The sequence below is a fragment of the Leisingera sp. genome (genome assembly GCF_034669605.1).
Lineage (GTDB): Bacteria > Pseudomonadota > Alphaproteobacteria > Rhodobacterales > Rhodobacteraceae > Leisingera.
Genome location: NZ_JAXMOX010000116.1, coordinates 1 through 14,695, shown reverse-complemented (window position 1 = coordinate 14,695; position 14,695 = coordinate 1). Strand labels below are relative to the sequence as shown.

Sequence of the window (14,695 nt, the reverse complement as noted above, 5' to 3'; positions counted from 1 at the left end):
AATACGACCCCGATCACCTGCTGATGCGGATCCCCAAGGCCGAAGCGCTGGGCCCGCACCGGGTCAAATTCCACTTCTCGCCTGATTTTCCGCGCCGGGCAATGATCAGCCAGGTGGCGGGCACGCCGGTGTTCTCCAAGGCGTGGTTCGAGGCAGATCCCGAAAACCGCCGACTGGACGAACCGCGGCTGGATCCCGGCATCGGCTCTGGCCCTTATGTCCTGGACAGCGCCGAGGTGAACCAGCGCATCATCTACAAGCGGAACCCGGACTATTGGGGCGCAGGGCTGAATGTGAACGCCGGCCGTCACAACTACGACCGTATCCGGGTCGAATATTTCGGCGACGCGATCGCCGCGATGGAGGGGTTCAAGGCCGGCGTGTACACCCTGCGGCCCGAGAACAACTCAAAAAGCTGGGCGACGGCTTATGACTTTGCCGCGGTGGACAAGGGCCAGGTGATCAAGGGCGAAATCCCCGACGGCAATGTGCCCGCGGCCAACGGATTTGTGATGAACCTGCTGAAGCCCAAGTTCCAGGACATCCGCGTCCGCGAGGCGCTGCAGCTGGGGTTTAATTTCGAATGGACCAACGAAAGCCTGCAATACGGGCTGTTCCGCCACCGTTCCTCCTTCTGGCAGGATTCGCCGCTGCAGGCGGAAGGCCTGCCAGAAGGCCGCGAGAAAGCGGTGCTGGAGGCGCTCGGCGATCAGATCGACCCGTCGATTCTGACTTCGGAACCGGTGATGGCGCATAGCTCCGGGGCGTCCCGCCCGGGCGACCGCAAGAACCTGCGCCGGGCGATGAAGCTGCTGGACGAGGCCGGCTGGGCCGTTGGTGATGACGGGCTGCGCCGCAATGCGGATGGCGAGGTGCTGAAGGTCGAATTCCTCGCCGACAGCCCGACCATCGAACGCATCGTGCAGCCCTATGTCACCAACCTGCGCACCATGGGCGTGGATGCAATGCTGAACCGGGTCGATTACGCCCAATACACCAGCCGCCGCCGGGAAAAGGAATTCGATATCATTTCCTCCGCCTATCCGATGTCGCTGGAGCCTTCGACCGGCCTGTACCAGTACTTCGGCTCCGAGGCGCATGAGTATTCGGTGTTCAACCCGGCGGGGCTGGCCGATCCGGCAGTGGATGCGCTGATCGGCAACATCGTCAACGCCAAGACGCAAGAAGAGCTGCGCGCCAATGCCCGCGCCTTGGACCGGGTGCTGCGGGCCAAGCGGTTCATGGTGCCGGCCTGGTATCTGGATGTGAACTGGATTGCCTATTGGGACATGTACCGCCACCCGGAAAACCTGCCGCCTTATGACACCGGCATCCTGGACCTGTGGTGGATTGATGCTGCCCGCGAGGCGGAGCTTAAAGCCGCCGGTGCGCTGCGGTAAGGACCTGACATGGCAGCCTATATTCTTCGACGCCTGCTTTTGGTGATCCCGACGCTGTTCGGTATCCTGCTGGTGAACTTTGCGCTGGTGCAATTTGTGCCCGGCGGCCCGGTGGAACAGATCATCGCCCAGCTGGAAGGCGGCGGCGATGTGTTCGAAGGCTTTGCCGGCGGCGGCGGCGATACCGGCACCGAGGCGATCAGCGCCAATGAAAACTATGCCGGCCGCCAGGGTTTGCCGCCGGAGCTGATCGAGGAATTGCAGCAGCAGTTCGGTCTCGACAAGCCGCCGCTGGAGCGTTTCCTGACGATGCTCGGCAACTATGCGCGGTTTGATTTCGGCGAGAGCTATTTCCGCAAGATCGACGTCATCGACCTGGTGCTGGAGAAAATGCCGGTCTCGGTCTCATTGGGTCTGTGGTCGACGCTGATCGCCTATATGATCTCGATCCCGATGGGCATCCGCAAGGCGCTGCGCGACGGCTCGCGCTTTGACACCTTGACCAGCGGTTTCATCATCGCCGCCTATGCGATCCCGTCGTTCCTGTTTGCCATCATGCTGCTGGTTCTGTTTGCCGGCGGTTCCTACTGGCAGATCTTCCCGCTGCGCGGGCTGACCTCGGACAATTGGCATGAGCTGAGCCTGATCGGCAAGATCGGCGATTATTTCTGGCACATCGCGCTGCCGGTGCTGGCCTCGACCATCGGCGCCTTTGCGACGCTGACGCTGCTGACCAAGAACTCCTTTCTGGACGAGATCAAGAAGCAATATGTGATGACCGCCCGCGCCAAGGGCCTCAGCGAGAACCGGGTGCTGTACGGCCATGTGTTCCGCAACGCGATGCTGATCGTGATCGCCGGCTTCCCGTCGGTCTTTATCGGCATCTTCTTTTCCGGTTCGCTGATCATCGAGACGATCTTCTCGCTCGACGGCCTCGGCCGGCTCGGGTTCGAGGCCGCAGTGGCGCGCGACTACCCGGTGATTTTCGGCACCCTGTTCATCTTCGGCCTGATGAGCCTGGTGGTCGGCATCATTTCCGACCTGATGTATGTGCTGGTCGACCCGCGCATCGACTTTGAAAAGCGGGAGGGCTGAAGGATGGCGCTTTCCCCCCTGAACCAGCGCCGCTGGAACAATTTCCGCAAGAACAAACGCGCCTTCTGGTCGCTGATCATTTTCTCCGTGCTGTTCACGCTCTCGCTGTTTGCCGAGTTCATCGCCAACGACAAACCAATCCTGGTGAGCTACCGCGGCGGGATCTACACGCCGGTGTTCAAATTCTATCCGGAGACAGAGTTCGGCGGCGATTTCCAGACCGAGGCGATCTACAGCGATCCGGAGGTCGAATGCCTGATCCGCTCCGGCGGCATCGAGGATTGCTTTGACGAACCCGGAACCATTCTGGAGGAGATCGCCGCAGGCACCTATGCCGCGGATGGTTTTCAGAAAGGCTGGACGTTGTGGCCGGTGATCCCTTACAGCTTCAACACCACCGTCGACCGGCCCGGCGCGGCACCGCTGCCGCCCAATCGCCAGAACCTGTTGGGCACCGATGACACCAAACGCGACGTGCTGGCGCGGGTGATCCACGGCTTCCGCCTGTCGATCCTGTTCACCCTGATCGTGACCGGTGCCGCAACCGTTCTGGGCATCCTGGCCGGTGCGGTGCAGGGCTTTTTCGGCGGCTGGGTGGATCTGGTGTTCCAGCGGGTGATCGAGATCTGGAGCTCCACCCCGACGCTTTATGTGATCATCATCATGTTTGCGATCCTGGGGCGCGGTTTCTGGCTTTTGGTGTTCCTGATGATCCTGTTCGGCTGGACCGCGCTGGTCGGGGTGGTGCGGGCCGAGTTCCTGCGCGCCCGCAATCTGGAATACGTCCGTGCCGCCAAGGCACTGGGGGTCGGCAATACGACCATCATGTTCCGCCACATGCTGCCCAATGCGATGGTGGCAACGCTGACCATGCTGCCCTTCATCGTCACCGGCACCATCTCGGCGCTGGCGGGGCTGGATTTCCTCGGCTTCGGCCTGCCGTCCTCGGCGCCGTCCCTGGGCGAGCTGACCTTGCAGGCCAAGCAGAACCTGGAGGCGCCCTGGCTCGCCTTCACCGCCTTCTTCACCTTTGCCATCATGCTGTCGCTCTTGGTCTTCATTTTCGAAGGCGTGCGCGATGCGTTTGATCCGAGAAAGACGTTTTCATGATGCTGTTTGCTGAGCGCTGCAATTGGGCGAAGCCTGCCTGGGGGCAGGCAGGCGCAGCCCGGGCCGCAAGCGCCCCAAGCACAAAGCGGACCAACCGGGACGATAAAGAATAATGAGCAGCGCTAACTCCACGCCCCTCCTGAACGTCCGGAACCTTCGCGTCTCCTTCCGCCAGGACGGCAAGATCACCGAAGCCGTGCGCGGCGTCTCCTTCTCGGTGGACCGCGGCGAAACCGTGGCGCTGGTGGGCGAGTCGGGCTCAGGCAAATCGGTCTCGGCGCTCTCCACAGTCTCGCTGCTGGGCGACAGCGCCAGGGTCGAAGGCTCGGTCACCTATGACGGGCACGAGATGGTCGGCGCCGATGAAAAGCACCTGATGCAGGTCCGCGGCAATGACATCAGCTTCATCTTTCAGGAGCCGATGACCTCGCTCAACCCGCTGCACACCATCGAACGGCAGCTGGAAGAATCCATCGCCCTGCATCAGGGGCTGGCGGGCCGCGCGGCGCGGGAGCGTATTCTGGAACTCCTGAACAAGGTCGGCATCCGCGATGCGGAAAGCCGGCTCAGCGCCTATCCGCACCAGCTGTCGGGCGGTCAGCGGCAGCGGGTGATGATCGCCATGGCGCTGGCCAACAAACCCGACATCCTGATCGCGGATGAGCCGACAACGGCGCTGGATGTGACCATCCAGGCGCAGATCCTCGACCTTTTGGCCGGCCTCAAAGAAAGCGAAGGCATGGGGCTTTTGTTCATCACCCATGACCTGGGCATCGTGCGCCGCATTGCCGACCGGGTCTGCGTGATGAAGGACGGCGAAATTGTCGAGGAAGGCCCGGCGGCAGAAATCTTTGCCAGCCCGCAGCACCCCTACACCCGGAAACTGCTGGCGGCTGAGCCGTCGGGAACGCCGCCGCCGGTGCCCGCGGGCGCCCGGGAACTGGTGGCAGCGCAGAACCTGAAAGTCTGGTTTCCGATCCAGAAGGGCCTGCTGAAACGCACAGTGGGCCATGTGAAGGCGGTGAACCCGATGTCCCTCTCGGTGCAGGCCGGCGAAACCCTTGGCATCGTCGGTGAAAGCGGCTCCGGCAAGACCACGCTGGCGCTGGCCATCATGCGGCTGATCGCGTCCGAGGGGGCGGTCACCTTTCAGGGCCAGGATCTGCGCCAATGGTCCACCCGCGACCTGCGCCGTCTGCGCAAGGACATGCAGATCGTGTTCCAGGACCCCTTCGGCTCGCTCAGCCCGCGGATGACCTGCGCCCAGATCATCTCCGAGGGGCTGGCGATTCACAAGGTCGATCAGCACCGCAAGCCCCGCGAACTGGTCGCCGGGGTGATGCGGGAGGTCGGCCTGGATCCGGCCGCGATGGACCGCTACCCGCATGAGTTCTCCGGCGGCCAGCGTCAGCGCATTGCCATCGCCCGCGCCATGGTGCTGCGCCCCAAGCTGGTGGTGCTGGACGAACCGACCTCGGCCTTGGACATGACGGTGCAGGTGCAGATTGTGGAACTGCTGCGGGATCTGCAGGCGCGCTACGGGCTGGCCTATCTGTTCATCAGCCACGATTTGAATGTGGTGCGGGCGATGTCGCACAAGGTGGTGGTGATGAACCAAGGCGACGTGGTGGAGACCGGATCGGCCGAGGAATTGTTCACCAACCCGCAGGCAGAGTACACCCGCAGGCTGCTGGCGGCGGCGGGTTAACCCGCCTCTGGGTAACATTGTGGCAGGCTTTGCAGCATCTATGCGCGCGCGGCCTGCGCAACGCCCATAAATTGCGGCAGCCCTGTTGACCGAATGTTTCGCGCGCGAAACATTGCGGCAGAGTTGCTGACCTATCCGCGCCGCACCGGACCCAGCGGAAGACTCCCGCGCCCGCAGACCCCTCCGGCTGATGCCGGGCGGACCTTGGCGGCCGGCGGGAGAGGCTGCCGGCGCAGAACCAGCACAGTTTGCTGCAGACTGGCACATGCAGGTACAGTGAAATACTGCTGCTGGGGCTGACCTTTGACACCCAATTGGAAAACCGGACCGGAACCACCGCGTTTGCGAAATGCGCCGCGGGCGGGTTGCTTGTATAGCGCGGCACTATGGCGTCGAATAATCCGAATCCGGCCAATTGAGGTTTTCGGTCCATTCCTTTAGCTTTAGGCAGGCCAGCCTGGGCAAGCCTTGACCCAGATCAACCGGGATCCGCTGATGAACGCTCCAGCATTGTCACAGACCAGATGCGGCGACTGCCCGATCCGCCACCGCGCGGTTTGCGCGCGCTGCAACGCGGATGAGCTGAATGAGCTGGATGCGATCAAATACTACCGCACCTATGAGGCCGGGCAGCCGATCATCTGGTCCGGCGACGTGATGACCTTTGTCGGCTCGGTTGTGTCAGGCATTGCCTCTCTGACCCAGACGATGGAGGACGGGCGCACCCAGATGGTGGGCCTGCTGCTGCCCAGCGATTTTGTCGGCCGGCCGGGCCGCGAAGTCGCGGCCTATGATGTGGCTGCGACCACTGATGTGGTGATGTGCTGCTTCCGCAGGAAACCGTTTGAAGAGCTGATGGAGCGCACTCCGCATATCGCCAACCGGCTGCTGCAGATGACGCTGGACGAGCTGGACGCAGCCCGCGAGTGGATGCTGGTGCTGGGCCGCAAGACCGCGCGCGAGAAGATTGCCAGCCTGCTGTTGATCATTGCCCGCCGCGATGCCTCGCTGACACCGCGCGGTGCCACCAACAGGATGGTGTTCGACCTGCCGCTGACCCGCGAGGCGATGGCGGATTACCTGGGCCTGACGCTGGAGACCGTCAGCCGCCAGATATCGGCCCTGAAACGGGACGGGGTCATCGAGCTGGAAGGCAAGCGCCACGTCACGGTGCCCGATATGCACTTGCTGATGGAAGAAGCCGGCGACGACAGCGACGGCGGTTTCCCCGGCTGAGGCCGCCGCATATGCCCGCACTCCCCCAGCCGTTTCCGATCAGCCGTCGCGCAGCCTGTGCCGCCGGGTTGCTCTGCTTCGCGCAGGTGGCGGAGCGCGGCGTGGATATGATCAAAGGCCGAAATGAATTCCGGCAGCCTCCGCGTCCAGGGCGTTGAGGGCCATCTGTTGCGGAAAGCGCCGGCAGGCTCGTCCAGCTCCCGCGCGGCGGGGGCTCTCCCGCGCCTGCAGGTGACCTGGCGCTGCGGTTGTGGTCTACTGGCACCATCACAACGAATGGAGGCGGAAATGCAGTTTGGAAGCTTGATCGGGATGCTGATCGTCGGGGCGCTGGCCGGCTGGCTGTCCGGCAAGATCATGCAAGGGCGCGGTTTTGGCATCCTTGGCAATATCATCGTCGGCGTCGTTGGCGCCTTTCTGGCGGGCCTGATCTTTCCGGCGCTGGGGTTTGCTGCCGGCGGCGGCTTTTTCTGGTCGCTGATCCATGCCACCATCGGCGCGGTGATCCTGCTGTTCCTTATCAGCCTGATCCGCAAGACCCGCTGAAGCACAGGGGGCAACCGGCTGCAAAAGGCGCCTTTGAGGGCGCCTTTTATGTGACCGGCAGGGCTGAAGCCTGGCCGGGCCGTCAATGGGCCATCAGCACCGGCACCGTGGCCTGCTCCAGCATGTTGCGGGTGGCACCGCCAAGGATCGCCTCGCGGAAGCGGGAATGGCCGTAGGCGCCCATCACGATCAGATCGGCGGCGGTGTCTGCCGCATGGCGGTTCAGCACGTCCGACACCCGGGTCAGCGTCTTGCTGAGCACATCGATTTCGCAAGTGGCCCCGTGGCGGGACAGCATCTGCGCCAGCAGGCCGCCGGGGTCGGAGCGTTCGGGCCCGTGCTGCGGCGGGTCGATCACGGCGATGCGCACCAGATCGGCGCCGGTCAGGAACGGCATCGCCCTGCGAATCGCGGTCATCGCCTCGATGCTTTCGTTCCAGGCCACCAGAACAGTTTTGGGCCGCCGCATCGGCGCGGCTTTGGCGGGCACCACCAGCACCGGGGCGCGGCCCTCGAACAGGGCGGCTTCGACAATCGGTTCGGCCTCGGCGCGCGTGCCCGGGCCATAAGGCTTGCCCAGCACCACCAGATCGGAAAACCGGGCCTGGCGCGCCACATGGCGGCCGAGGTCCGCGATCTGCGCTACACCGCTGTCGGTGCCATAGGGCACCCCTGCCTGCTGCAGTGCCGCTTGTGCCTGGGCCTCAACCTGTTCAGCCTCTTCCTGGGCACGGGCCAGGGTTTCCTGCAGCACCAAGGCATTGGCGCCTGCGTAATAATATCCTGTCTGAGTGCGGTCGACACCAAGGCAGAGCGCATCGGCATGGGCGCCGAAGTCTTCGGCCAGGGCCGTAATCTGCGCCAAAGGCGCCGCAGCCGTTTCTGCAGCTGTGAGAATGGTAAGCAAGGACTTGTAGGACATTGGCACCTCTCGTCAGATGATGCGGCGCAGCCCGGACAGCTGCGGTGCAGAGAATTTCGATACACAGGCAGAAGTGTCACATGTTGCTCGAAGATGTCTTGATGCAGATCAAGGCAGCGAAGATGCGGCGTCTGCATGAAGGGCGCGGTCTAATAACGTCCCCGTATCGGCAGGATTCGCGGGGGCATGGTGAAGGGACGCAAGATGTCTAACTATATCAAGCTGATAGCGCTTGGTCTGGTCACGCTGTTTGCGATGATCGGTTCCAATTACGCGCGGGATCTGGCTTACCAGGTGCATGCGATCATCGTGATGATGGTGGCCGGCGGCCTGTTCCTTTATACTTTGCGCCAGACCAACGAGCCGGAACCGGCAGTTGCTGGCCTGGAAAATGAGTATTTCGACAGCGTGATCCGCGCTGGTGCAATTGCCACCGCCGTCTGGGGCGTGGTCGGGTTTCTGGCCGGAACCTTCATTGCGTTCCAACTGGCCTTTCCGGCGCTGAATTTCGAGTGGGCGCAGGGCTTTGCCAATTTCGGCCGCCTGCGTCCGCTGCACACTTCGGCAGTGATCTTTGCCTTTGGCGGCAACGCGCTGATCGCGACCTCCTTTTATGTTGTGCAGCGGACCAGCGCCGCGCGGCTGTGGGGCGGCAACCTGGCGTGGTTCGTGTTCTGGGGCTATCAGCTGTTCATCGTGCTGGCGGCAACCGGCTATCTGTTCGGCGCCACCCAGTCCAAGGAATATGCCGAGCCGGAATGGCACGTCGACCTGTGGTTGACTGTGGTCTGGGTTGCCTATCTGGCGGTGTTCCTGGGCACCCTCATCAAGCGCAAGGAGCCGCATATCTATGTGGCAAACTGGTTCTACCTGTCCTTCATCGTCACCGTGGCGATGCTGCACCTGATCAACAACATGACCATTCCGGTGTCGATCTGGGGCTCCAAGTCGGTGATCGTGTGGCCGGGCGTGCAGGATGCGATGATCCAGTGGTGGTACGGCCACAACGCCGTGGGCTTCTTCCTGACTGCGGGCTTCCTGGGGATGATGTATTACTTCATCCCGAAACAGGCAGAGCGTCCGGTGTTCAGCTACAAGCTGTCGATCATCCACTTCTGGGCGCTGATCTTCCTTTATATCTGGGCCGGTCCGCACCACCTGCATTACACCGCCCTGCCGGACTGGGCCTCGACCCTGGGCATGGTGATGTCGGTGATCCTGTGGATGCCCAGCTGGGGCGGCATGATCAACGGCCTGATGACCCTGTCAGGCGCCTGGGACAAGCTGCGCACCGACCCGGTGATCCGGATGATGGTGATCTCGGTCGGCTTTTACGGCATGACCACATTCGAGGGCCCGATGATGTCGATCCGCGCGGTGAACTCGCTGTCGCATTACACCGACTGGACCATCGGCCACGTGCATTCCGGCGCTTTGGGCTGGAACGGCATGATCACCTTTGGCGCGCTGTACTATCTGGTGCCGGTGCTGTGGAAGCGCGAGCGACTCTATTCGCTCAACCTGGTCAGCTGGCACTTCTGGCTCGCCACGATCGGTATCGTGCTTTACGCCGCGTCGATGTGGGTGACCGGGATCATGGAAGGCCTGATGTGGCGTGAAGTGGATGCCAACGGCTTCCTGGTGAACTCCTTTGCCGACACCGTGGCCGCGAAGTTCCCGATGTATGTGGTGCGGGGCTTGGGCGGGGTGATGTTCCTGACCGGGGCGATCATCATGTGCTACAACCTGTGGATGACTGTCCGTAAGGCGCCGGCCAAAGAAGCCAGCCTGACGGTTCCGGTCCCGGCTGAATAAGGAGCCAGGCAGCTATGTCCATTATCGACAAACACAAGATCCTCGAGACCAACGCGACCCTGTTGCTGATCTTCAGCTTCCTGGTGGTGACCATCGGCGGGCTGGTGCAGATCACGCCGCTGTTCTACCTGGAAAACACCATCGAGAAGGTGGAGGGCATGCGCCCTTACACCCCGCTGGAGCTCGCTGGCCGCGACATCTACATCCGCGAGGGCTGCTATGTCTGCCACAGCCAGATGATCCGCCCGATGCGGGACGAAGTCGAACGCTACGGCCATTATTCGCTGGCGGCCGAGTCGATGTACGACCGGCCGTTCCAGTGGGGCTCCAAGCGGACCGGGCCGGATCTGGCCCGCGTCGGCGGCCGCTACTCGGACGAGTGGCATGTGGACCACCTGCGTGACCCGCAGGCGGTGGTGCCGGAATCGGTGATGCCGAAATACGGCTTCCTCGAGGAGACGCGCATTGATGGCAGATACATCGGCGATGTGATGGCCACCAACGCGCTGCTGGGCACCCCCTACACGGAGGCGATGGTCGAGGCCGCGCAGGCCGACTTCCGCGCCCAGGCAGATCCCGACAGCGATTATGACGGGCTGCTGGAGCGTTACGGCGAGAAGGTCAACGTGCGCAACTTCGACGGCCAGCCAGGGGTGTCCGAGGCCGATGCGCTGATCGCCTATCTGCAGATGATGGGCACGCTGGTCGATTTCTCGACCTTCACCCCGGACGCAAGCCGGTAACGGAGGCAAAGATGGAATTCTATACGCTCCTCAGGCAATTCGCGGACAGCTGGATGCTGCTGTTTCTGTTCACCTTCTTCATCGGTGTCGTGGTCTGGGCGTTCCGCCCGGGCAGCACCAAGGTCTACAAGGACACCGCCGACATCCCGTTCCGGCATGTTGACGCACCGGCGCCCCGGAAAGATGCAGTCAAACCCGCCGGGACCAAGGAGGCGAGGACATGAGCAAGAAACCGCAAAAGTTCGAAGGCGATCCGAACACCACCGGCCATGAGTGGGACGGGATCGAGGAATTCGACAACCCGATGCCGCGCTGGTGGCTGTGGACCTTCTACGCCACCATCATCTGGGGTGTGCTGTACACTGTGGCCTATCCGGCCTGGCCGCTGATCAACGGCGCCACTGCCGGGGTGCTGGGCTGGTCGACCCGGGCTGACGCGGCGGCAGAGATCCTTGCGGTGGAAGAGGCCAACGCGCCGGTCAATGCCAAGCTGGAAGCGACTGATCTGACAGCCATAGCAGGGGATGCCGGGCTGAACGCCTATGCGGTGTCGGCGGGGTCTGCCGTCTTCAAGACCTGGTGCGCCCAGTGCCACGGCTCTGGTGCGGCGGGTGCCAAGGGCTATCCGAACCTGCTGGATGACGACTGGCTGTGGGGCGGTTCGGTGGAGGAGATCCACGCCACCATCACCCACGGCATCCGCAATGAGGACAGCGATGATGCGCGCTATTCCGAAATGCCCGCCTTTGGCCGCGACGAACTGCTTGAGAAAGAAGAGATCTCTCAGGTGGTGAACTCCGTGATGTCGCTGTCGGGTGAAGCGCAGGATGGGTCCCAGGTTGCGGCCGGATCGGTTGTCTTTGCCGACAACTGCGCCTCCTGCCACGCCGGGGACGGCACCGGCGACCGCAGCCAGGGCGCGCCGAACCTGGCCGATGCGATCTGGCTGTACGGCGGCGATTATGCCAGCCTGACCGAGACCGTGACCAATGCGCGCTATGGCGTGATGCCGGCCTGGAACAGCCGCCTGACCGAGGCGCAGATCCGGGCGGTCTCGGCCTATGTGCATCAGCTGGGCGGCGGCGAATAAGCCGGAACCGGTTTTGCAAGAACAGCGAAAGGGCTGCCCTGCGGGCGGCCCTTTTTCATAGGTGAGTCTCCCGGGGGTTGATCGAAGTTCGGTCTTTCGGCATCGTTCGCATTATTTGATCAAATTATTGCGAGGGCTGGATATGGGTGGTGAACACATAGGATTGGAGCAGGCGGTTGCGGCCAATCGCCGTGCCTGGGACGATTCGGCGCGGCTGCATCAGGGCAATGCTCTGTGGCAGGAACTGACCGCGGGATTTGCCCGGAGCGGGTATTCGGCGTTTGACGCAACGATGACCCGGACGCTGGAAGGGCTTGAGCTTCAGGGGCTTTCAGGGGTTCAGGTCGGTTGCAACAATGGACGCGAGACGCTGTCTCTGGCCGCCTTCGGAGCAGAGCGCTGCCTGGGGATAGATCATTCGGCGGAGTTCCTGAAGCAGGCGGCGATCCTGAAAGGCATCGCCCGATCAGACTGTGAATTCCTATGCGCAGATATCTATGATCTGCCATCCGGCATCCGATGCGATTTTGATTTTGCCGTGATCACCATCGGCGTGCTGAACTGGATGCCCGACCTGGGCCGGTTTTTTCAGGCGGTGGCCGGGCTTTTGCGGCCGGGCGGGCGGCTGGTGATTTACGAAACGCACCCGGTGCTGGAGATGTTCGAGCCAACATCGAAACAGCCGCATCTGCCGGCCTATTCCTATTTCAGCGAGGCGCCGGCGGTGGTGAAGCAGGCAATCACCTATGACGGAAGCAAACAATCCGCATCGCCGTCTTACTGGTTCAGCTATAAGATGAGCGATATCGTAATGGGGCTGATCCATGCCGGGATGGATATCACCCGGTTCGAGGAATTTCCGCATTCCAACCGGGAAGCAGAGTTCGAGGTCTACCAGAACCGGCAGGCGCAGTTGCCGATGAGTTTTACAATGGTAGCAGGCAAGACAGCGAAATGACGTGCCGCAGGCGGGTACAGGCCTCAGCCCATCGAAGTTTTCGAGCTGCGCGCGCGGGCGCGGGCGGCGTCGGTGTTGGCGCTCCACCAGGCGATGCCGCCCCACAGCAGCACGTAGAAAACGCCGGTTCCCAGCACCAGTTCGCCGGGGAAGGGGCCGATGTCGGCCCGGTCCAGCGCCTGCTGCCAGGATTGCACCCCGGCGGGATGCACCGCCAGCTTGCCGCCATAGGCCATTGACTGGATCAGCAGGATCCAGAAGTAATTGCGCCGGATCCGCCGCCCGATCGCGGTCATCACGCCGACATGGTATTCGGGGCGCAGATAGTCGGCGGCCAGCACATCCTGCCAGTGCTTTTCCAGATGCAGATCGCCCTCGATCAGCATCGGGGTGTAGAAATGCGTTTCCATCCAGCGGGCGCGGGCGCGGAACACATTGAAATAGCGGTAGCGGCGGGCTTCCAGCATCAGGAAGAAGATGATCAGCACCCCCACCAGGATCAGCGGCAGCGGCGAGGCGTTCGGGGAGGAAAAGGAAATCGACAGAGCCACGCCCAGAGTGACCACCGACCAGTTGGTGGTGGTGTCCAGGCGGGTGCGCCAGACCGTGCTGCGGTAAATCTCCCCCCGGTACAAATGCGCCAGGGCGCCGATTTCGGCCGAGGTCAGCGGTGCGCGGTTTTCGGCGGCTGTCTGCTCAGTCTTTGCTGTTTCCATAAAGGCGAGCGTAGGATTTTTACCGGAACCGGGCAAATATTTTACGCAACTTTGATCGGTGTCAAATTTTGCCGGCGGCAAACCGGATAAAACCGCAGATGACAGAGATTGCTGCTGGGCAGATCAGCCCGCCTGGGCAGCATGATACCCCGCAAGGCCGAAGTGCAGGCTGAACGGGTCATGCGCCGGTTTTCCGATCTGTTCGCGCGTTTCCTGGAAAACCGGCGCTTTTTCTGTCTTCCCGTGTGGTCAGGGGCAGGGGGCAGGGGTCAGGTGCTCTGGGGAGGACTGCAGCGCGTTTTCGGCGGTTTGGCAGCCAGCCAGCGCATCAGCCGGGTGACCCTGCCTGCAGGGCGCGGCAGGCGGGCGGGCGCAGGCAGATTCCGCAGCCTTGCACCGTCCTGCCGCGTGGCGGCCATCATCGAGCGGGCGTAGATATCAATCAGCATTTCAGTGCCTCCTATCCGGCGTCTGGGAATATGCTTGCCGGAAACGGTGATTCTTGCGAGTTAAGAAAAATCGCTTCATGTAAGGCAGGGTTACATATGGATTGGCTGAACATGCCGCCATTGACAGCGCTAAGGGCCTTTTCTGCCTTTGCCGGGACAGGAAATGTGGTGCAGGCGGGGGCAGCTTTGAATGTCAGCCACGCCGCCATCAGCCAGCAGCTGCGCGGACTGGAGGCGCATCTGGGGGCTGCGCTGCTGGACCGCAGCGGCAGGGCGCTGGCGCTGACAGCGGACGGGGAGCATCTGGCCCGTGCGCTGCATCTGGGGTTCGGCGCGATCGAGGCGGCGGTGCAGGAAATCTCTGCCGCGGGGGCCGCCCGGCCGCTGCATGTGACCTGCACGCCGATGTTTGCCGCGCACTGGCTGATGCCGCGGCTGGCCGGGTTCCAGGCGGAGCATCCGGAGATCGATCTGGTGCTGGATCCGCGCGGCGAGATTGCCGAGCTGAAGCCGGGCGGGATCGACATCGCCATCCGCTACGGCGACGGCAACTGGCCGGGGCTGGAGGTGGAGATGCTGCTGCAATCGCCGATGGTGGTGATTGCGGCGGGCAGTCTTCTGGACGGGCGGCAGGTGACCGCCCCGGAGGATTTGCTGGATCTGCCCTGGCTGGAGGAGCTTGGCACCTCGGAGGCTTCGCGCTGGCTGGAATCGCGCGGTGTCACCGGGGTGCTGCGCGGGCCGCGCACCCGGCTGCCCGGAAATCTGCTGATGCAGGCGGTGCGGGCGGGCCAGGGGGTGGCGGTCAGCGTGCGGGAGTTTGTTGCCGAGGATCTGTGCTGCGGGCGGCTGCTGGAGCTGTTCACCGAAGGCGAAGACCGGGGCTACCATATCGCCACCCGCCCCG

The 14,695-nt window shown here is 62.9% G+C and carries 15 protein-coding genes; 12 read left to right on the top strand and 3 right to left on the bottom strand.

The genetic code is table 11. From position 1 onward, the window contains the following. The 6 genes from VOI29_RS14800 to VOI29_RS14775 form a co-directional block, all read left to right on the top strand. On the top strand, positions 1-1,400 hold a 1,400-nt coding region (locus VOI29_RS14800), incomplete at its 5' end, for an extracellular solute-binding protein (RefSeq protein WP_323780108.1). A 9-nt stretch (positions 1,401-1,409) separates the two neighbouring features. Then, entirely contained in the window at positions 1,410-2,495 is a 1,086-nt protein-coding gene (locus tag VOI29_RS14795; RefSeq protein ID WP_323780105.1) for a microcin C ABC transporter permease YejB, read from the top strand. Between the two features lie 3 nt (positions 2,496-2,498). Further along, the gene (locus VOI29_RS14790) at positions 2,499-3,605 is read left to right on the top strand and encodes an ABC transporter permease (protein WP_323780102.1); all 1,107 of its coding nucleotides are present in this window, start codon (positions 2,499-2,501) and stop codon (positions 3,603-3,605) included. 112 nt (positions 3,606-3,717) lie between these two features. After that, positions 3,718-5,313 carry an ABC transporter ATP-binding protein gene (locus VOI29_RS14785; protein ID WP_323780099.1) on the top strand — a complete coding sequence of 532 codons (1,596 nt, stop codon included), beginning with the start codon at positions 3,718-3,720 and terminating at the stop codon, positions 5,311-5,313. A gap of 495 nt (positions 5,314-5,808) precedes the next feature. After that, a complete protein-coding gene (gene fnrL, locus VOI29_RS14780; protein WP_323780110.1) occupies positions 5,809-6,549 on the top strand; it encodes a transcriptional regulator FnrL in 741 nt (246 codons plus the stop codon). 288 nt (positions 6,550-6,837) lie between these two features. Further along, positions 6,838-7,095 (top strand): GlsB/YeaQ/YmgE family stress response membrane protein, encoded by a 258-nt coding sequence (locus VOI29_RS14775; protein WP_323780097.1) that lies wholly within the window; start codon positions 6,838-6,840, stop codon positions 7,093-7,095. An 82-nt stretch (positions 7,096-7,177) separates the two neighbouring features. On the opposite strand, the gene VOI29_RS14770 is transcribed toward VOI29_RS14775, so the two are convergent. After that, on the bottom strand, positions 7,178-8,017 hold the full coding sequence (locus VOI29_RS14770) for a universal stress protein (RefSeq protein WP_323780095.1): 840 nt from the start codon (positions 8,015-8,017) through the stop codon (positions 7,178-7,180). 204 nt (positions 8,018-8,221) lie between these two features. On the opposite strand from VOI29_RS14770, the gene ccoN reads away from it, so the two are divergent. From ccoN to VOI29_RS14745, 5 genes are all read left to right on the top strand, one after another. Further along, on the top strand, positions 8,222-9,832 hold the full coding sequence (gene ccoN / locus VOI29_RS14765) for a cytochrome-c oxidase, cbb3-type subunit I (RefSeq protein ID WP_323780093.1): 1,611 nt from the start codon (positions 8,222-8,224) through the stop codon (positions 9,830-9,832). A gap of 14 nt (positions 9,833-9,846) precedes the next feature. Further along, entirely contained in the window at positions 9,847-10,575 is a 729-nt protein-coding gene (gene ccoO, locus VOI29_RS14760; RefSeq protein WP_323780089.1) for a cytochrome-c oxidase, cbb3-type subunit II, read from the top strand. Between the two features lie 11 nt (positions 10,576-10,586). Continuing rightward, positions 10,587-10,799, top strand: a complete 213-nt coding sequence (locus VOI29_RS14755; RefSeq protein ID WP_323780087.1) for a cbb3-type cytochrome c oxidase subunit 3 — start codon at positions 10,587-10,589, stop codon at positions 10,797-10,799. Further along, positions 10,796-11,665, top strand: coding sequence for a cytochrome-c oxidase, cbb3-type subunit III (gene ccoP / locus VOI29_RS14750; protein WP_323780084.1), 870 nt, complete (start codon positions 10,796-10,798; stop codon positions 11,663-11,665). Before VOI29_RS14755 ends, ccoP begins: the two co-directional genes overlap by 4 nt. Positions 11,666-11,807: 142 nt before the next feature. Further along, positions 11,808-12,623 (top strand): class I SAM-dependent methyltransferase, encoded by an 816-nt coding sequence (locus tag VOI29_RS14745; RefSeq protein WP_323780081.1) that lies wholly within the window; start codon positions 11,808-11,810, stop codon positions 12,621-12,623. Positions 12,624-12,646: 23 nt separating this feature from the next. Here VOI29_RS14745 and VOI29_RS14740 read toward each other — a convergent pair whose 3' ends face one another. Then, on the bottom strand, positions 12,647-13,339 hold the full coding sequence (locus VOI29_RS14740) for a DUF2270 domain-containing protein (RefSeq protein WP_323780079.1): 693 nt from the start codon (positions 13,337-13,339) through the stop codon (positions 12,647-12,649). A 269-nt stretch (positions 13,340-13,608) separates the two neighbouring features. After that, positions 13,609-13,788 carry a hypothetical protein gene (locus tag VOI29_RS14735; RefSeq protein ID WP_323780077.1) on the bottom strand — a complete coding sequence of 60 codons (180 nt, stop codon included), beginning with the start codon at positions 13,786-13,788 and terminating at the stop codon, positions 13,609-13,611. Between the two features lie 96 nt (positions 13,789-13,884). Between VOI29_RS14735 and VOI29_RS14730 the strand changes: the two genes are divergently transcribed. Then, positions 13,885-14,695 (top strand): LysR family transcriptional regulator (locus VOI29_RS14730; protein WP_323780075.1); only part of this gene is annotated, 811 nt, incomplete at its 3' end.

What these genes read in the sequence shown, in the direction of transcription:
- VOI29_RS14795 (WP_323780105.1), top strand. Translation starts at nt 1,410, where the DNA reads ATGGCAGCCTATATTCTTCGACGCCTGCTTTTGGTGATCCCGACGCTG.
- VOI29_RS14790 (WP_323780102.1), top strand. Translation starts at nt 2,499, where the DNA reads ATGGCGCTTTCCCCCCTGAACCAGCGCCGCTGGAACAATTTCCGCAAG.
- VOI29_RS14785 (WP_323780099.1), top strand. Translation starts at nt 3,718, where the DNA reads ATGAGCAGCGCTAACTCCACGCCCCTCCTGAACGTCCGGAACCTTCGC.
- fnrL (WP_323780110.1), top strand. Translation starts at nt 5,809, where the DNA reads ATGAACGCTCCAGCATTGTCACAGACCAGATGCGGCGACTGCCCGATC.
- VOI29_RS14775 (WP_323780097.1), top strand. Translation starts at nt 6,838, where the DNA reads ATGCAGTTTGGAAGCTTGATCGGGATGCTGATCGTCGGGGCGCTGGCC.
- VOI29_RS14770 (WP_323780095.1), bottom strand. Translation starts at nt 8,017, where the DNA reads ATGTCCTACAAGTCCTTGCTTACCATTCTCACAGCTGCAGAAACGGCT.
- ccoN (WP_323780093.1), top strand. Translation starts at nt 8,222, where the DNA reads ATGTCTAACTATATCAAGCTGATAGCGCTTGGTCTGGTCACGCTGTTT.
- ccoO (WP_323780089.1), top strand. Translation starts at nt 9,847, where the DNA reads ATGTCCATTATCGACAAACACAAGATCCTCGAGACCAACGCGACCCTG.
- VOI29_RS14755 (WP_323780087.1), top strand. Translation starts at nt 10,587, where the DNA reads ATGGAATTCTATACGCTCCTCAGGCAATTCGCGGACAGCTGGATGCTG.
- ccoP (WP_323780084.1), top strand. Translation starts at nt 10,796, where the DNA reads ATGAGCAAGAAACCGCAAAAGTTCGAAGGCGATCCGAACACCACCGGC.
- VOI29_RS14745 (WP_323780081.1), top strand. Translation starts at nt 11,808, where the DNA reads ATGGGTGGTGAACACATAGGATTGGAGCAGGCGGTTGCGGCCAATCGC.
- VOI29_RS14740 (WP_323780079.1), bottom strand. Translation starts at nt 13,339, where the DNA reads ATGGAAACAGCAAAGACTGAGCAGACAGCCGCCGAAAACCGCGCACCG.
- VOI29_RS14735 (WP_323780077.1), bottom strand. Translation starts at nt 13,788, where the DNA reads ATGCTGATTGATATCTACGCCCGCTCGATGATGGCCGCCACGCGGCAG.